Genomic DNA, 16,126 nt, shown 5'->3' with positions numbered 1-16,126 from the left:
TCAGTGCGTCTTCAGCAGCACGCGCACCGCCTCGGGCAGCGAGTGGACCTGCGGCATGAAGTGGTCGAGCAGCGCGCCCAGCGCCACCGCGCAGACCACCGCGCCCAGCAGCGGCTTCCAGGTGAGCCGCACCGCCGCCATGAGCCAGCCTTCGCGCGCCACGCGCACCGCGGCGCGCGCCGACACGTACGAGAACGCCACCTCGATCGCCACCGCCAGCAGCGCGTCCCAACTGAAGTACAGCAGCACCAGCGAGCCCGCGCCCAGCACCACGGCCGTGCAGAGCAGGAAGATGGCGACCACCGGCACGACGATGACCGCGCCTTCGTCGGCGGCGCCCGCCACGTCGAGCGCGCCGCTGGCGACGTCGGTCAGGCCGCTGCCGCCCTCCCCGCCACCACTGCCACCACTGCCCCCCCCGCCGCTGCTTTCACCGGAGTTCACGTGGCTGTGCGAGCCGCCACCGCTCCGCCCACTGCCGAAGTCCATGTCGGGCGCGTCGAGGTCGGCGTTCAGCTCGCGCCCCTCGACCAGCCGCTTGGCCCACCAGCGCAGCACCAGCAGGTAGCCCAGGTAGCCCACGCCCAGCGTGAGGAAGTAGCGCACCGCCAGCGAGTCGACGTGCAGCAGGTGCATCTGCAGCGCCGACACGCACCACATCAGCAGCAGCGTGAAGCTGCCGATCAGGATGCCGTGCGTGCGCAGGCTGTAGTTGCGGTGCAGGTCGCGCTCGACCTGCGTTTCCCAAAGGCGCACGGAGCGCCAGTTGGAGAGGACCTTCATTCGCCGGTCAGTCGCCCGTCATTCACCGTCATTCAACGTCGGCAGGCGCGAACGGCACGCGCTGCGCCACGGCGCACATGAGCTCGTAGCCGACGGTGCCCGCCGCGCGCGCCACCTCGTCGATGGGCAGCACCGCGCCGGTCTTCGCGGACTTGCCCCACAGCGTGACCTCGCTGCCGAACTTCGCGTCGGGCACGCCGGTGAGGTCGACGGTGATCATGTCCATGCTCACGCGCCCGACCATGCGGGTGCGCACGCCGTTCACCAGCACGGGCGTGCCGGTGGTGCAGTGGCGCGGATAGCCGTCGGCATAGCCGACCGCGGCAACGCCGATGGTGAGCGGGCCGTCGGCGGTGAAGCTGGAGCCGTAGCCGATGGTGTCGCCGGCCTTCAGCGTCTGCACCGAGATGAGCTGGGTCGCGAGTGTCTGGGTCGGCTGCAGCTGCCAGTGCGCCGCGTCGTGCTCGGGGAAATCGGGCGCGCTGCCGTACAGCACGATGCCGGGGCGCACCCAGTCGCCGCGTGTGATGTCGGCGTGGCGCAGCGTGGCGGCGCTGTTGGCAATGGAGCGCTCGCCCGGCAGGTCGCGCGTGACGCGCTCGAAGGCCTCGACCTGGTGGGCGATGCCGCGCGTGCCGTCGGCGTCGCTGAAGTGGGTCATGAGCGAGATCTCGTCGACCTGCGTCAGCGCGTTCAGGCGGGTCCAGGCGGAGCCGAAGCGCTCGGGCGTGAAGCCCAGGCGGTTCATGCCGGAGTTCATCTTGAGGAACACGCGCTGCGGCTTGAGCGTCTTGTGGGCGGCGAGCATGTCGATCTGCTCGTCGCAGTGCACGGTGTGCCACAGGTCCAGCCGCGAGCACAGCTCCAGGTCGCGCGCATCGAACACGCCTTCCAGCAGCAGCACCGGGCCGCGCCAGCCGAGGGCGCGCACGCGCTCGGCCTCGGCCAGGTCGAGCAGCGCGAAGCCGTCGGCGCCGCGCAGACCCTCATAGACCCGCTCGATGCCATGGCCATAGGCATTGGCTTTCACGACCGCCCAGACACGGGCGTCGAGGGCCGAGCGGCGCACCCGGTCGAGGTTGTGGCGGAGGGCGTCGGTGTGGACGGTGGCGAGAATGGGGCGCGGCATGGTGCTCAGCGAGGGTTCGGGGAAAATGCAGACCACGTTTTAGCATCTTCGGGAATGGGGTCGAACACCGTGGGGATGCCCAATTTGACGTCGCACCCCCGTGCTATAACCGCCCATTCGCCCACCACGCGACACTTTTTCACTACCGCCAGCAGACCCTCTGGCCAGCCAGCCCATCGATGAAGCGCGGTTTCTACACGATCATGTCGGCCCAGTTCTTTTCGTCACTGGCCGACCAAGCGCTTTTCGTTGTTGCCGTCGACCTCATGCGAAGTTCCGGCGCGCCCGAATGGCAGCGCGCCGCACTGGTGCCGATCTTCGCAGTCTTCTATGTGGTGCTGGCGCCGCTGGTAGGCGCCTTCGCCGACGCCTTGCCCAAGGGCAAGGTGATGTTCATCAGCAATGCCATCAAGGTGGTCGGCTGCCTGATGATGCTGTTCGGCTCGCACCCGCTGCTGTCCTATTCCATCGTGGGGCTGGGCGCCGCGGCGTACTCGCCGGCCAAGTACGGCATCCTGACCGAGCTGCTGCCGGCCTCCCAGCTGGTGAAGGCCAACGGCTGGATCGAGGGGCTGACCATCGCCTCGATCCTGCTGGGCATCGTGCTCGGCGGCTCGCTGGTGGGGCATGCCGTTTCCAGCAAGCTGCTGGCCTTCGACTTCCCGTTCATCGACACCGGCATCGACTCGCCGGCCGAAGCCGCGATCTCGGTGCTGATCTTCGTCTACGTGCTGGCGGCCTGGTTCAACACCCGCATCCCGCACACCGGCGTGGAAATGCGCCCGCTGCGCTCCAACCCCGAGCACGGCATGGTGCGCAACATGGTCGCGCTGCTGCCCGACTTCTGGCACTGCAACTCGCGCCTGTGGCGTGACCGCCTCGGCCAGATCTCGCTGGCCACCACCACGCTGTTCTGGGGCGCGGGCGGCAACCTCAAGTACATCGTGCTGGCCTGGGCCTCGCTGGCGCTGGGCTACAACACCACCCAGGCCTCGGCGCTGACCGGCGTGGTGACCATCGGCACGGCCGTGGGCGCGGTGGTGGCGTCGATGCGCATGCGCCTGGACATGGCGACCCGCGTGATCCCCATGGGCATCGCGATGGGGCTGATGGTGATCTGCATGAACTTCATCGGCAACGTCTGGCTGGCGGTGCCGTTCCTGATCATCCTGGGCGGCCTGGGCGGCTTCCTGGTGGTGCCGATGAATGCGCTGCTGCAGCACCGCGGCCACAACCTGATGGGCGCCGGCCGCTCCATCGCCGTGCAGAACTTCAACGAGCAGGCCTGCATTCTCCTGCTGGGCGGCTTCTACAGCGTGTGCACCGGCCTGGGCCTGTCGGCCTACGGCGCCATCAGCGCCTTCGGCCTGGTGGTGGCGGGCTGCATGTGGCTCATCAAGCGCTGGCACGAGAACAACCTGAAGAAGTATCCTGAAGAGGTCGAGCACCTGCTGGCCATTGCCCGCAGCGACAAGCATCACTGACCTCGCGCGCCCGCGTTGGTGAAACGCCTGGCGCTTCCACCGCGTCCGGCCCCCACCCTTTTCCAACGCCCCCATGCCCGCGCTCGCCCTGATCTTCAACGCCTTCGTCTGGGGCGTCTCGTGGTTTCCGTTCCGCCAGATCGCGAGCCACGGCCTGCATCCGCTGTGGACCACCTGCCTGATCTACCTGGCCATTGCCGTGCTGATGGGCCTGGTGCGCCGCAACGCCTGGAAGGGCTTCGCGGCCTACCCGATGCTGGTGGTGCTGGGCTTGGCGGCCGGCTTCACCAACGTGGGTTTCAACTGGGCCGTGACGCAGGGCGACGTGGTGCGCGTGGTGCTGCTGTTCTACCTGATGCCGCTGTGGAGCGTGCTGCTGGGCTGGCTGCTGCTGGGCGAGCGCCCGTCGGGCGGCGCGCTGGCGCGCGTGGCGCTGGCGCTCACCGGCGTGGTGGTGGTGCTGAAGGCGCCGGGCACCGACTGGCCCGTGCCCTCGAGCCTGCCCGACTGGCTGGGCGTGGCGGCGGGCTTCGGCTTCGCGGTGACCAACATCGCGCTGCGCCACCTGCGGCATGCGCCGGGCGAGTCGCGCGCGCTGGCCATGTTCTGCGGCTGCACCTTCCTGGCGGGCACCGCGGCGCTCACCGGCACCGCGATCGGCGCGATCGATTCGCCGATGCTCGCGTCGCCGGGCTGGCTCGGCTGGGCCGCGCTGCTGGGCACCGGCTTCGTGATCGCCAATGTGTGCCTGCAGTACGGGGCGGCGCGGCTGGCGGCCGCCGCCACCTCGGTGATCATGCTGTCGGAGGTGCTGTTCGCCAGCATCTCGTCGGTGGCGCTGGGCGCGGCCACCATGGACCCGCGCATCCTCGTGGGCGGCGCGCTGATCGTGCTGGGCGCGGTGTGGTCGGCGTTTGCGCGAACGACCGTGCGCGGCGATGATCGCGCCTCCAGCGCCACTTCCGCTCACTGAGGACATCCCATGACCACCGTCTACGACTTCGAAGCCAACCAGATCGACGGCAAGCCGGTGAAGCTCTCGGCCTTCAAGGGCCAGGTGCTGCTGATCGTGAACACGGCCAGCAAGTGCGGCTTCACGCCGCAGTTCGCCGGGCTGGAGGCGCTGCACGAGAAGTACGCCGGCCAGGGCCTCACGGTGCTGGGCTTTCCGTCGAACCAGTTCGGCTCGCAGGACCCGGGCAGCAACGAGGAAATCGGCGCCTTCTGCACCAAGAACTACGGCGTGAGCTTTCCGATGATGGAGAAGATCGACGTCAACGGCGGCAACGCCGCGCCGCTGTACCAGTGGCTCACCAAGGAAAAGCCGGGCCTGCTGGGCAGCACGGCCATCAAGTGGAACTTCACCAAGTTCCTGGTCGGGCGTGACGGCACGGTGCTCAAGCGCTACGCGCCGCTGGACACGCCCGCCTCGCTCACGCGCGACGTGGAAGCCGCGCTGGCCGCCGCCGGCTGACACCTCGGCGACCTCGGCGACCTCAGCGCCGGTTCGCCGGCCCGGTGCCCGTCACGCGGCGCTCCCACAGGTCGAGGTCGTTCAGCCACCACAGCAGCGCCGGGTCTTCCACCGGCGAGGTCAGCAACTGGTACACCGGCGGCGCGCGCATCGCCGCCGGCAGGCGGTGCAGGCATTCCATTTCCGACGGATGCACCACGTACAGCACCGGCAGCCGCCGGCCGGCCGCGTCGTTCACGTCGAACAGCGACGACACCGTCTTCAGCGCGCCGGCGTGCAGCCCGAGCACCACGGCGTCGAACTGGTGGCCCGCCTGGATCGCCTCGATCACGTCGCGCATTTCCTCGAACGCGACGTGGTCCGCGCCGACGTTCGACAACGAGTTGCCGGTGCACAGGCGCTGCAGCGCGTCCGAGTCGACCAGGGCGACGCGGCAGACCAACTGAGTCCAGCCGTTCATCGCGTTCATGGCGTTCGTTGCGTTCATGGCATTCATTGCGCTCGCGCCCCCGCAGCAACGGCGATCTCCACGCGCCGGTTGGGCTGCAGGCAGCGCAGCAGGGCGGGCGATGCGAGCGTGCTGCGGGTGCCGCGGCAGTCGACCACCAGCGGCTCGCGCTTGCCCATGCCGACCGTGCGCACCCGCTTGCGCTCGATGCCTTGCTGCACCAGCAGGTCGCGCACGGTGTTGGCGCGCTCCAGCGAGAGCGCGTCGTCATAGGCGTCGCTGCCGAGCCGGTCGGTGTGGCCTGTCACGACGATGGCATCCTGCGCGCCGGCGTCGCGGCGCAACTCGTCGGCCAGCCGCTCGAGGCGCGCGCGGCCCGCTGGCAGCAGGTCGGTGAGCGATGCGCCGTCGAAGCGGAACAGGCCGTCGGTGGCGAGGGTGCGCTTGCGCGGGATGCCATCCGTTGTGACGGCCACGGTGGGCACGGGCGCAACGGCAGCAGCGGCAGCGGCAGCGGCAGCGGCAGAGGCAGAGGCAGAGGCAGTGGGAATCGGCACCGCGGCCGGCGGTTGCGCCAGCAGCGCGCAATCGGGGTCCTTCCACCATCCGCCGGTGGACAGGCCTTCGCTGTCGAAGCGCACCATGTACTGGCAGGTCACGTACGCCGCGCTGTTGCTTGTGCCCATGCCTGGGCCTCTGCCCATGCCGTTCCCCGTGCGGAAGTGGAAGAGATAGTTCCACTCGCGCACGCCCCACAGGCCTTCGCTGAAATGCGGCCAGCCCAGCAGACCGCGCATCTGGTCCTTGCCCATGCCGGGGCGGATGCGGTCGAACACGCCGGCGCCGGGAAAGGCGCCCTGCTTCCACCGGGCGCTGTCGGCCGCGGGAAAGTCCGCGGGCTTGGGCGCCGCCGGCTGCGCCGCCACGGCGCGCGCCTGGGCGCCCTGGTCGATGGCCGTGCCGGGCGTGGCGCAACCCTGCATCGCCGCCACGAAGGCAGCCATGGCCACCATGGCTGCGGCCCGCCTCGTCGTCGCGTTCGTCATCTGCTTGCGCATCGCTGCCCTGTTCAATTGAAGACCCACTCGGCGCCGACCGTGGCGGCCGCGCCCGCGCGGCTCACGCCCACGCCGCCGGTGAGGCTCCATGCGTTGTTCTCGGAGGTGCGGCGAAAGCTCACGCCCACCGCGCTTTCGCCCTTGAAGGTGCCGTAGCCGATGCGCATGACGGTCTTTCCGGGCACGTAGGTGCCGGGCATCTGCACCGCCATGGCGGCGGCCACGCCGGCGTAGGCGTTGCGCGCCACGGTGCGCAGGTCGCTGCCGAGCGCGTTGACGCGCGCGTCGGTGTAGGCCGTGCCGGCGGCGCTGCTCTGGTTGAGCTGCTGCACGTTGACGGCGTCGGTGGGCGCCACGCCGTTCGCCACGTTGTGCACCGCGACGGGCCCGCTGGCGCCGCCGTTGCCCATGGTCACGCTGTTGTAGTCGACCGTGCCGTCCACGTGGGTGTCGTAGCGCACCGCGCCTTGCTGCACGGCCTGCAGCTGGCGCACGTTCACCGCGTCGGTGGCCTGCGTGCCGCCGGCCACGTGGGTGATCTGCCGCTCGTTGCCCGCGGAGCCCACCGACACGCCGCCCTGCGTGGACAGCACCGAGACGCTGGAGAACAGCTCCTTCTGCCCGTTCATGCCCGCGCGGTCGGCCACGGCGCCGTTGCCCAGCGCCACGGCGTTGCCTGCCGCGGCGGTGGCGACCGCGTTGGCGCCCAGCGCGATGCTGCCCGCGCCGACGGCCTGCGCGGCGCTGCCCGTGGCAATGGCGCTCGCGCCCAGCGCGATGGCCTGCGGCCCGATGGCCACGCTTTCCGCGCCGGCGGCCTGCGAGTCGGCCGCCTGCGAATTGGCGTGGAAGTACTTGATGCCGCCGCCGCCCGTCTGGATGTTGTTGACGGCCTGGTTGGTCGCGTACAGCTGGCTGCCGTTCACCGCGTCGGTGCTGTTGGCGCCGAGCTGGCCGGCCGCCAAGTTGGTGACCTGCCGCTCGGCACCCGCGCTGCCCACGCTCACCACGCCCACAGGGTTGGCGCCCGCGAAGCTGTAGGCCTGGCCCTGGATGGTGGTTCCGGCCGTCGGCGTGGCGGCGGCGGTGGTTGCGCCGTTGCCCAGCGCCACGCTGTTGCCGGTGGTGGCGGTGGCGCCGGTGCCCACGGCCACGCTGTTGTTGGCGTTGACCACCGCGCCGGAACCGACCGCGGTGCTCTCGGTGCCGGTGGCGACCGGTGCCAGGTAGGTGGTGGTCTGCGAGCCCGTGACCCACTTGCTGCCGGCGATCACGACCTGGCTCGACACGGCCTGCAGCTGCGCGACGTTCACCGCGTCGGTGGGCGCCGTGCCCGCCGCCACGCCGGTGATCTGCCGGTACTGGCCGTTGGCCACGTCGCCGACCGAGACCGCGCCGAGCGTCAGGGCCATGGTGGCCAGGATGGACGCCTGCTGCGCCGCCGACGCGCCCAGCGGCACGAAGCCCGCCACGCCCGCGTCGGTGGACGCCACCGAGCCCAGGCCCAGCGCCACGCTGCCCACGCTGCTGGCCACCGTGCGCGAGCCGAGCGCCACCGAATCGGTGGCCTGCGCGCCTGCGCCGTAGCCGATGGCCACCGCCCGGTCGGTGCCCGCGTAGGGCGTGGAGAAGGTGCCGATGCTGATGCTGTCGTTGGTGGTCGCGCCGCCGCCCGGGCCGGCATTGGTGCCGAGCGCCAGGTTGCCGTTGCCGCTGGTGCCCTGGCCCGCGTTGCTGCCGAAGGCGTAGTTGCTGTCGCCGCTGGAGTCGTTGCCCGCGTTGCTGCCGATGAAGGCGCTGTCGCGGCCCGCCACGTTGTTGCCCGCCGCGTAGCCGATGGCGACGATCCCCGCGGCGCTGTTGGTGCCGCTGTTGGCACCGGCGATGTAGCCGATGTAGACGTTCGCGAAGTTGCCGCCGCTTCCCGTCGTGCCCTGCCCCGCGCCGGTGCCCATCGACACGCTGCCCTGCCCGTAGGTCTGCGCGTCGCGCCCGATCGCGATCGACTCGATGGCCGGCACCTGCGCGCGCAGGCCGATGGCGATGCTGTTGCCGGCCGATGCGCTCGCACCGGAGCCCACGCTGACCGACTGCGCGCCGCTGGCGACCGCGCCGGTGCCGATGCCCAGCGCCGAGGCGCCCGTGGCCTTGGCGCCGTCGCCGACCGCCAGTGCGCTGTCGGCCTGCGCCTGCGCGTTGGCCCCCAGCGCCGTGGCGTTGATGCCGTTCGCATTCGCGCTGTCGCCCGCCGCCAGGCTGCTCTTCTTCAGCGCCCGCGTGTTCGCGCCGAGCGCCGTGGCGTTGATGTCGCTGGCGCTCGCGCGGTCGCCGGCGGCCAGCGTGCTGGTGGCCACCGCGGTGGTGTTGGCGCCGATGGCGGTGGCGTTGGTGCCGAAAGCCTGCGCCACGTTGCCGATGGCCGTGCTGCTGACACCGCCCGCGGTGGCGACGGCGCCGACGGCGGTGGCGAACACCGCGGTGGCATTGGCCGTGTCGCCCAGCGCCACTGCGCTGACCCCGGAGGCGTTGGCGCCCGGGCCGACGGCCATGGCGTTGGCGCCCGTGGCGCCCGAGTTGGCCTGCGTGGAGTTGCCCACGGCGGTGCTGTTGACGTGGAAGTACGGCGTGTCGTCCACGCTCACCCAGCGCCCGCCCTTCCAGGTGACGAGCCCCGCCGACAGGCCGTTCGCGCCGCTGGAAGCCAGCGTGTTGAACACCACCATGCCCTCGACCGGCGTGTTGCCGGCCAGGGTCCAGGTGGCGGCGTCGGTCAGCGCCACGCGCGGCATCAGCAGGCCGCGCTGCGTGCTGTTGAGGTCCACCAGCGCACCCGGCGCCGGGTTGGCGCCGGGCACGCCGGTGCCGTCGTTGATCTGGACCTGTGCCTGCGCGCCGCCCGCGGCGATCAGCAGCGCCCCAACCCCCATCCCCACCAGCGCGCGCACCCCGCGGGCCCCCTTGCCGCGGCTCCCCGCAACCTCGGAAACGGCGACCCACGTCCCCGCCTGCTCGCTCCATATGGAGCGATACGTCTCGTTCATTCGGCAATCCCTCGGCTTCGAACCACAACCGCCCGTGAACCATCTTTTCTTGAGCCGGGCGGGGGCGGTTTCCGCACGGCTGTGGCTCTGCACAGGCGGCGGATGATGTCGAGGGGGTCCCCGGCGCGAGGGGCGGCTGCGAGGTTTGGTCAGGTTTCAGGAAACCTTTTCCGTCTATTTGTGAATTTCTTTACTACAACGTCAGCAACCGTGAACGCCGCGCCAAGCGCTGGCGCTTAGATTCGTTGGACTCCCGCCGCCAACGAACGCACGCATGCGCATCGCCATCCTCGAAGACGACCCCGGCCAGCTGTCGCACCTCGTGCGCACGCTGGAACAGCTGCTCACGGTCGGCGACACCACGGTGGCCTGCGTCGCCTTCTCGGACGGCGCGATGCTGCAGAACGTGCTGCGCCGCGAGAGCTTCGACCTGCTGGTGCTCGACTGGAACGTGCCCGGGCTGGAAGGCGTGGAGCTGCTGAAGTGGCTGCGCACCTGGCAGGCCGACCGGGTGCCCGCGCTGATGCTGAGTTCGCGCACGTCGGAGCAGGACGTGGTGCAGGCGCTGGGCTTCGGTGCCGACGACTACATCGTGAAGCCGTTCCGCCCGCTGGAACTGGGCGCGCGCGTGCAGCGCCTGCTCGCGCGCCGCGCGCCGCTGCTGCAGGCCGACGCGCAGCGCTTCGGCCGCTGGGAGTTCGAGCGGCGCACGCACAGCGTGCTGGTGCACGGTGAGCACGGCGAACACGGCGAACACGGCGAAAGTGCGCCGCCGCAGCGCCACGCGCTGAGCGACCGCGAATTCAAGCTCGCGCTGACGCTGTTCCAGCACTTGGGCGGCATCGTCTCGCGCGCCCATCTGCTGGAAAGCGCCGGCTACAGCACCGAGGAGCTGCCGTCGCGCACGCTCGACAGCCACATCTACCGCCTGCGCAGCAAGCTGGGCCTGGACGCCGAGCGGGGCCTGAGCCTGCGCACGGTGTACGGCCGCGGCTACCGGCTGGAGGCGCTGCAGCCGCAAGCGCAAGCGCAAGAGGTGACCGCCTGATGGACTCCGCCGCGCGCCTTTCACCAGGTTCACCAAGTTCACCAAGTTCACCAGGCCTGGTGCTGCGCGCCGGGCTGCTGCTGGCCGGCGCCTGGTTCGCCGCATCCGCCACGCTGGCGCAGCAGGCCGCACCCGCCCCCACCGCCACGCCCCCCACCAACCTCACGCCGCACGTGGTCCAGCCCGGCGAAACGCTCTGGGGCATTTCCGGCCAGTACCTGCAGTCGCCGCAGCGCTGGCCCGAGGTGCAGCAGCGCAACCAGGTCGGCGAGCCGCGGCTGCTGCAGCCGGGCCGGCTGCTCTACTTTGCCGACGGCCGCCTGGTGCCCGACGGCACGGCGGTGATCGCGGCGGTGGAAGGCCAGGCCTGGCGCCGCCGCCCCGGCGGCGCCGAGCAGCCGGTCACGCCCGGCATGGCGGTGCAGGCGGGCGATGTGCTGGCCACCGGCGGCGACGCCTTCGTCACGCTCGGCCTGCCGGGCGGCAGCCGCACCGTGCTGCCCTCGCGCAGCACGATCGAAGTGCAGGCGGTGGACGCGCGCACGGTGCGGCTGCGGCTGATCGAAGGCCGCGTCGAGTCGCAGGTGCGCAAGCAACGGCCCGACCAGCAGTTCGAGATCCGCGCGCGGTCGATGGGGCTGGGCGTGCGCGGCACCCACTTCCGCGTGCGCGACGAAGGCGGGCAGCTCACGGGCGAGGTGATCGAGGGCGAGGTGGTCGTGAGCCAGGACATCACCGCGAAGCACGAGCTGGTGCTGCGCGCGGGCCAGGGCGCGGTGCTGCCGGACAACGGCAGCGCCCAGGCGCAGGCGCTGCTGCCCGCACCGCAGCTCGCCCCGCAGACCGCCGCCGAGGCCGGCGCGCGGCGCGACCGCACGCTGCGCATCGTGCCGGTGGCCGGCGCGCAGACCTACCGGCTGCAGCTGGCGCGCGACGCCGGCTTCCTGCAACCGGTGCACGAACAGCGCGGCCCCGGCCCGGCGTTCACCGTGCCGCCGGCGGTTGCCGCGGGCCCGGTGCAGGTGCGGGTCACGGCCTTCGACGCCGGCGGGCTCGAAGGCCTGCCGGGCGACAGCGCCGTCTCGCTGCCCGCATCGCCGGCGGCCGGTGCCGGTGCCGTTGAGGGCACGGCCACGCCGATGCCCGACGGCCGCGTCGAGATCCGCTGGCCGGGCGTGCCGGGCCGGCGCTACAGCTTCGAACTCTCGCGCAGCGCGGACTTCGCCTTGCTGCTGGTCGACGCACCCGCCGTCCATGCCGCCGGCATGACGGTCGGCCCGTTCGTGCAGGGCGGGCGCTACCACTGGCGGGTGCGCGAAGACGGCAGCGCGGCCGCGTTCACCGGCAGCTTCGATCTGCCGGCGCGCTGATCCGCCTGTCCGCCCATCCGCCGATCCGCTGATCTGCCGAGCCCCTCCGACGCGATGCGCGCGCGCCTGGTCATCGAACGCCTGCTGATGGCGCTGCTGCTGCCGCTCGTGCTGCTCGCGCTCGCGCAGCGGCCGGGGCTGCTGCAGCTCGATGCGTCCATCCACGACCGCATGCTGGCGATGGTGTCGCCCGAGGCGGCGCCGGACATCCTGATCGTCGCCATCGACGACCGCAGCCTGAACGAACTCGGCCGCTGGCCGTGGCCGCGCGACACGCATGCGCGCCTGCTCGAGCGGCTGGCCGCCGCCGCGCCGCGCGCCGTGCTGCTCGACCTGTTCCTGACCGAGCCCAGCGCCAACCCCGCCGACGACGCGCGGCTGGCGCGGGCGATGGGGCTGCTGCCGGTCTACCTGCCGCTGCTGCATGCGAGCCCGATCACGCCAACGCCAACGCCAACGCCGAAGTCGACGTCGACTTCGAACGCGGCGAACGCCTGGCCCGGCTTCCTCCCCCCACTGCCCGCCTTCGCCGCGCAGGCCCGCGGCGTGGGCCATGCCGGCCTGACGCCCGACGCGGACGGCGTCGCACGCACGCTGTACCTGCGCGAGGGCTTCGCGGGACGGCTGCAGCCGTACGTGGGCGCGCTGGTCGCGGGACGCGTGCCGGCGGACACACCGGCAGGCGATGAGGGCCAGGAGAGCACGGCGCAGGGCCACTGGCTGCGCGAAGACCCGCTGCGCCTGATGTTCGCCGGCCCGCGCGGCAGCTACCGCACGGTGCCGTACGCGAGCGTGTTGCGCGGCGAGGTGCCGCCCGAGCTGCTGCGCGGCAAGCTGCTGCTGGTCGGCGCGACCGCGCCCGGCCTGGGCGACCAGGCGCTGACGCCCAGCGCGGGCTTTGGCGCAGGTTCTCGCGGCGTGCTGCCCGGCGTCGAGGTGCACGCCAACGCCATCGACGACCTGCTGCACGGGCGCAACGTCGGCGAGTTCTCCCCGGCGGTGCGCGCGCTGTGGACGGTGGCGCCGCTGTGGCTCGCGCTGTGGCTGCTCGTGCGCATGGCGCACCATGCGCTGCCGATCACCTTCGGCCTGGCCGCGGGCTGCCTGCTGGCCAGCGCCGCGGCCATGTCCGGCGGCCGCTGGTGGCTGCCGCCGGCGGCGCCGATGTTCGGCCTGTTCGTGCTGTACCTGCTGTGGAGCTGGCGCCGGCTGGAGTCGCAGTTCGCCTACTTCCGCGTGCGCGCGCAGGCGCTCGACGCGCTGCCCGCCGGCGCGTTCGAGGTGCTGCCCGCGCTCGCGCCCCCCGTGGCCGACCCCGTCGCGCGGCCCAAGCAGGCGCTTGACCGGGCCATCGCGCGCGTGAAACGTATGCAGGTGCTGATGGACGAGGCGATGCACACCATGCCGGTGGCGATGCTGATCTGCGACGACGAGGGGCGCATCGGGTCGGGCAACGCGGCGGCGTTCCGGTTGCTGGGTGCGGGCGGCGATGGGAGCGGGACGCTGCAAGGCGCGTCGTTGCAGGCGCTGGTCGCGCCGCTGGCGGAGCCGGCCGCGGCAACCGCCGGCCCGACAGGCGCGCACTGGACCGACCGCCTGCGCGGCGAATACACGACGCCCCAGGCGCGCGTGTTCCGCCTCGAGGCCGCGCCCTTCGGCGGGCCCGCCGCGCAAGACCGCGCCTGGGTCATCGTGCTGCCCGAACTCACGGCCGAGCGCGAGGCGCAGCGCCAGCGCGACGAATGGCGCCGCTTCCTGTCGCACGACCTGCGCAGCCCGCAGGTGACCATCCTGAGCCTGCTGTCGATGCACGACGCCGCCACGCCGCCGGACGCCCTGCTGCGCGCCATCCGGCGCGAGGCCGAGCGCACGCTGTCGCTCGCCGAGGGCTTCATGGACTTCACCGAGGCCGAGTCGGACGACTACCGCTTCGCCGAGACGCACGTGGGCGCGTTGCTGCTCGATGCGCGCGACCAGGTGTGGCCCTACGCGCAGGCGAACGGCGTGCGCATCGAGGCGCAGCTCGGCGAAGCTGGCGAGGCCGGCGGGGCCGGTGGGACTGGCGACATGGTCGTGCGCGCCGACGGCTCGCTGCTGACCCGCGCCGTCGTCAACCTGCTGAACAACGCCGTGCGCCACAGCGCGCGCGGCAGCTGCGTGACGCTGGGGGTGGCGCGGGTCGAAGGCGCCCTGCGAATCGCCGTGAAAGACCAGGGCGCGGGCATGACGCCGCAGCAACTGCAATCCCTGCTGAACGCGCCGCGCGGCCAGCGGGCGACAGGCACGAAGGACGACAGCGCCGGCTCATCGCGGGGGGTGAGCGCCGCGCGCGGCATGGGCCTCGGGTTCTCCGTGGTGCGCGCGGTCGTGCACCGCCACGGCGGGCGCATCGAGGCGCGCAGCGCGCCTGGCGAAGGCAGCAGCTTCTGGCTGGTGCTGCCCGTGGCCTGAGGTCGAAGGCCGAGGGCCGAGGGCCGGAAAGCGGAGGCCTGGGACTGGCTTCTAGAACCTGAAGTCCGCCGTCTTCGAGCCGCCGCCGACCGTCACGGTCTGGCTCTTCACCGCGCCGCCGGCAGCGGCGGCGTCGATCACGTAGCGCCCGTTGGGCACGTCGACCAGGCACACCGGGCCGGTGGCGCGGAAGGCCAGCGCGGCGGCGTTGTTGGCATCGCCGCCCTTGATGGTCACGTCCACGTTGGCCATGTAGGCGCCGTCGGCGCGCGCGAACAGCAGCGCCAGCGGATGCTCCTTCATGGCCGAGCGCATGGCCGCCGACTCGTCGGAGCCGATGCCGCCGCACACATAGCGCGCAGAGCCCGCGCCCTGCCAGGGCGGCATGGCGCCCTGCGCCTGCGCAGGCACTGCGGCCATCGCGCCGGCCGCGCACGCGCAGGCCAGCAGCGCACGGCGCAGCGCGGGGGAAAAGAGGGGTGCGACAACAGGGGACATGGCACGGGCTCCTTGCAGATTCGGTGCGGCCATGATGCGCCGCTGCCCGCCGTTGCGCGAGTCGGACCAACCCCCTCCCGGTTGTGCGATCAGGCCGCGTCCAGCGCGGCGTCCAGCAGCTCGACCCAGTGCCGCACGGGCGTGTCGCCGCTGCCGCTTTGCAGGTGCGTGATGCAGCCGATGTTGGCCGACGCGATGGCCGCGGGCTGCAGCTGCTTCAGGTGGCCCAGCTTGCGGTCGCGCAGCGGGTACGCCAGCTCTGGCTGCAGCACCGAGTAAGTGCCCGCCGACCCGCAGCACAGGTGCGATTCGTTCATGGCCACGCGCACGTCGAAACCCAGCGCGCGCAGGTGGGTCTCGACGCCGCCGCGCAGCTTCTGGCCGTGCTGCAGCGTGCACGGCGGGTGGTAGGCCACCACGCCGGACGGCGCCTTCACGCGGGCCTTGAGCGTGGGCACCAGGTCGGGCAGCAGCTCGCTCAGGTCGCGCGTGAGTTCGCCGATGCGCGCGGCCTTCAGCGCGTAGGCCGCGTCGTGCTGCAGCAGGTGGCCGTACTCGCGCACGGTGACGCCGCAGCCCGAGGCGTTCATGACGATCGCCTCGACCTCGTTGCGCTCCACGAACGGCCACCACGCGTCGATGTTGGCGCGCATCTGCGCCTTGCCGCCGTCCTGGTCGTCGAGGTGGAACTTCACCGCGCCGCAGCAACCGGCCGCTGGCGCAATCACCGCCTGGATGCCGGCCGCGTCGAGCACGCGCGCGGTGGCGCTGTTGATGTTCGGCATCATCGACGGCTGCACGCAGCCCGCGAGCATCAGCACCTTGCGCGCATGCGTGGCGGTGGGCCAGGCGCCGGCCTCCTGCCTGGCGGGCACCTTGGCCTTGAGCGCCTCGGGCAGCAGGCCGCGCACGGCCTGGCCGACCTTCATGGCGGGGCCGAAGAGCGGGGACGGCAGGCCCTCTTTCAGCAGCCAGCGCTTTGCGGATTCGGCAGCGGGCCGCGGCACTTTCCGGTCGACGATCTTGCGGCCGATGTCGACCAGATTGCCGTACTGCACGCCGCTCGGGCAGGTGCTTTCGCAGTTGCGGCAGGTCAGGCAGCGGTCCAGGTGCATCTGCGTGCTGCGCGTGGGCGCCTGGCCTTCGAGCACCTGCTTGATGAGGTAGATGCGCCCGCGCGGGCCGTCGAGCTCGTCGCCGAGCAGCTGGTAGGTGGGGCAGGTGGCGGTGCAGAAGCCGCAGTGCACGCACTTGCGCAGGATGGCTTCGGCCTCGCGGCCTTCGTCGGTGCCCTGGAATTCGGGAGCGAGCTCGGTTTGCATGTCGGTTCTTGTTCTTTGTC

At 71.8% G+C, this 16,126-nt stretch carries 13 protein-coding genes; 6 read left to right on the top strand and 7 right to left on the bottom strand.

What is annotated here, in order from left to right; genetic code table 11:
* Both BM004_RS14290 and alr read right to left on the bottom strand, forming a co-directional pair.
* Window positions 1-783, bottom strand: coding sequence for a hypothetical protein (locus BM004_RS14290; RefSeq protein WP_093214272.1), 783 nt, complete (start codon window positions 781-783; stop codon window positions 1-3).
* A gap of 28 nt (window positions 784-811) precedes the next feature.
* A complete protein-coding gene (gene alr, locus BM004_RS14285; RefSeq protein WP_093214945.1) occupies window positions 812-1,912 on the bottom strand; it encodes an alanine racemase in 1,101 nt (366 codons plus the stop codon).
* Between the two features lie 179 nt (window positions 1,913-2,091).
* Between alr and lplT the strand changes: the two genes are divergently transcribed.
* The 3 genes from lplT to BM004_RS14270 all read left to right on the top strand — a co-directional run bounded on the left by lplT (window position 2,092) and on the right by BM004_RS14270 (window position 4,870).
* Window positions 2,092-3,396 (top strand): lysophospholipid transporter LplT, encoded by a 1,305-nt coding sequence (gene lplT, locus BM004_RS14280; RefSeq protein WP_093127927.1) that lies wholly within the window; start codon window positions 2,092-2,094, stop codon window positions 3,394-3,396.
* Window positions 3,397-3,469: 73 nt separating this feature from the next.
* Window positions 3,470-4,369 (top strand): DMT family transporter, encoded by a 900-nt coding sequence (locus BM004_RS14275; protein ID WP_093127929.1) that lies wholly within the window; start codon window positions 3,470-3,472, stop codon window positions 4,367-4,369.
* Between the two features lie 9 nt (window positions 4,370-4,378).
* The gene (locus BM004_RS14270; protein WP_093127932.1) at window positions 4,379-4,870 is read left to right on the top strand and encodes a glutathione peroxidase; all 492 of its coding nucleotides are present in this window, start codon (window positions 4,379-4,381) and stop codon (window positions 4,868-4,870) included.
* Window positions 4,871-4,892: 22 nt separating this feature from the next.
* Here the strand turns inward: BM004_RS14270 and BM004_RS14265 are convergent, their stop codons facing one another.
* Genes BM004_RS14265 through BM004_RS14255 form a run of 3 tightly spaced genes read right to left on the bottom strand, consistent with a single transcriptional unit; the run spans window position 4,893 to window position 9,417 of the window.
* Window positions 4,893-5,357 (bottom strand): hypothetical protein, encoded by a 465-nt coding sequence (locus tag BM004_RS14265; protein WP_093127934.1) that lies wholly within the window; start codon window positions 5,355-5,357, stop codon window positions 4,893-4,895.
* A gap of 5 nt (window positions 5,358-5,362) precedes the next feature.
* Window positions 5,363-6,331 carry an OmpA family protein gene (locus tag BM004_RS14260; protein WP_093214943.1) on the bottom strand — a complete coding sequence of 323 codons (969 nt, stop codon included), beginning with the start codon at window positions 6,329-6,331 and terminating at the stop codon, window positions 5,363-5,365.
* 56 nt (window positions 6,332-6,387) lie between these two features.
* Entirely contained in the window at window positions 6,388-9,417 is a 3,030-nt protein-coding gene (locus BM004_RS14255; RefSeq protein WP_093214267.1) for an ESPR-type extended signal peptide-containing protein, read from the bottom strand.
* Window positions 9,418-9,691: 274 nt separating this feature from the next.
* Here BM004_RS14255 and BM004_RS14250 point away from each other — a divergent pair, with 274 nt between their 5' ends.
* Genes BM004_RS14250 through BM004_RS14240 form a run of 3 tightly spaced genes read left to right on the top strand, consistent with a single transcriptional unit; the run spans window position 9,692 to window position 14,286 of the window.
* Window positions 9,692-10,465: a response regulator transcription factor gene (locus BM004_RS14250; RefSeq protein WP_093214265.1), complete on the top strand. Its 774-nt coding sequence runs from the start codon at window positions 9,692-9,694 to the stop codon at window positions 10,463-10,465.
* The gene (locus BM004_RS14245) at window positions 10,465-11,835 is read left to right on the top strand and encodes a FecR family protein (protein ID WP_093214263.1); all 1,371 of its coding nucleotides are present in this window, start codon (window positions 10,465-10,467) and stop codon (window positions 11,833-11,835) included. The genes BM004_RS14250 and BM004_RS14245 overlap by 1 nt, the downstream gene beginning before the upstream one ends.
* A 54-nt stretch (window positions 11,836-11,889) precedes the next feature.
* On the top strand, window positions 11,890-14,286 hold the full coding sequence (locus BM004_RS14240; RefSeq protein WP_093214261.1) for a CHASE2 domain-containing protein: 2,397 nt from the start codon (window positions 11,890-11,892) through the stop codon (window positions 14,284-14,286).
* Window positions 14,287-14,337: 51 nt separating this feature from the next.
* Here the strand turns inward: BM004_RS14240 and BM004_RS14235 are convergent, their stop codons facing one another.
* Together BM004_RS14235 and glcF are read right to left on the bottom strand one after the other, a co-directional pair.
* Window positions 14,338-14,784 carry a hypothetical protein gene (locus BM004_RS14235; protein WP_093214258.1) on the bottom strand — a complete coding sequence of 149 codons (447 nt, stop codon included), beginning with the start codon at window positions 14,782-14,784 and terminating at the stop codon, window positions 14,338-14,340.
* Window positions 14,785-14,873: 89 nt separating this feature from the next.
* Window positions 14,874-16,106: a glycolate oxidase subunit GlcF gene (gene glcF, locus BM004_RS14230; RefSeq protein ID WP_093214256.1), complete on the bottom strand. Its 1,233-nt coding sequence runs from the start codon at window positions 16,104-16,106 to the stop codon at window positions 14,874-14,876.
* Window positions 16,107-16,126 lie beyond the last annotated feature (20 nt).

The organism is Variovorax sp. OK212 (genome assembly GCF_900112425.1).
In the GTDB taxonomy this organism is placed as follows: Bacteria; Pseudomonadota; Gammaproteobacteria; order Burkholderiales; family Burkholderiaceae_C; genus Variovorax.
This window is presented reverse-complemented; position numbering and strand designations above follow the sequence as displayed.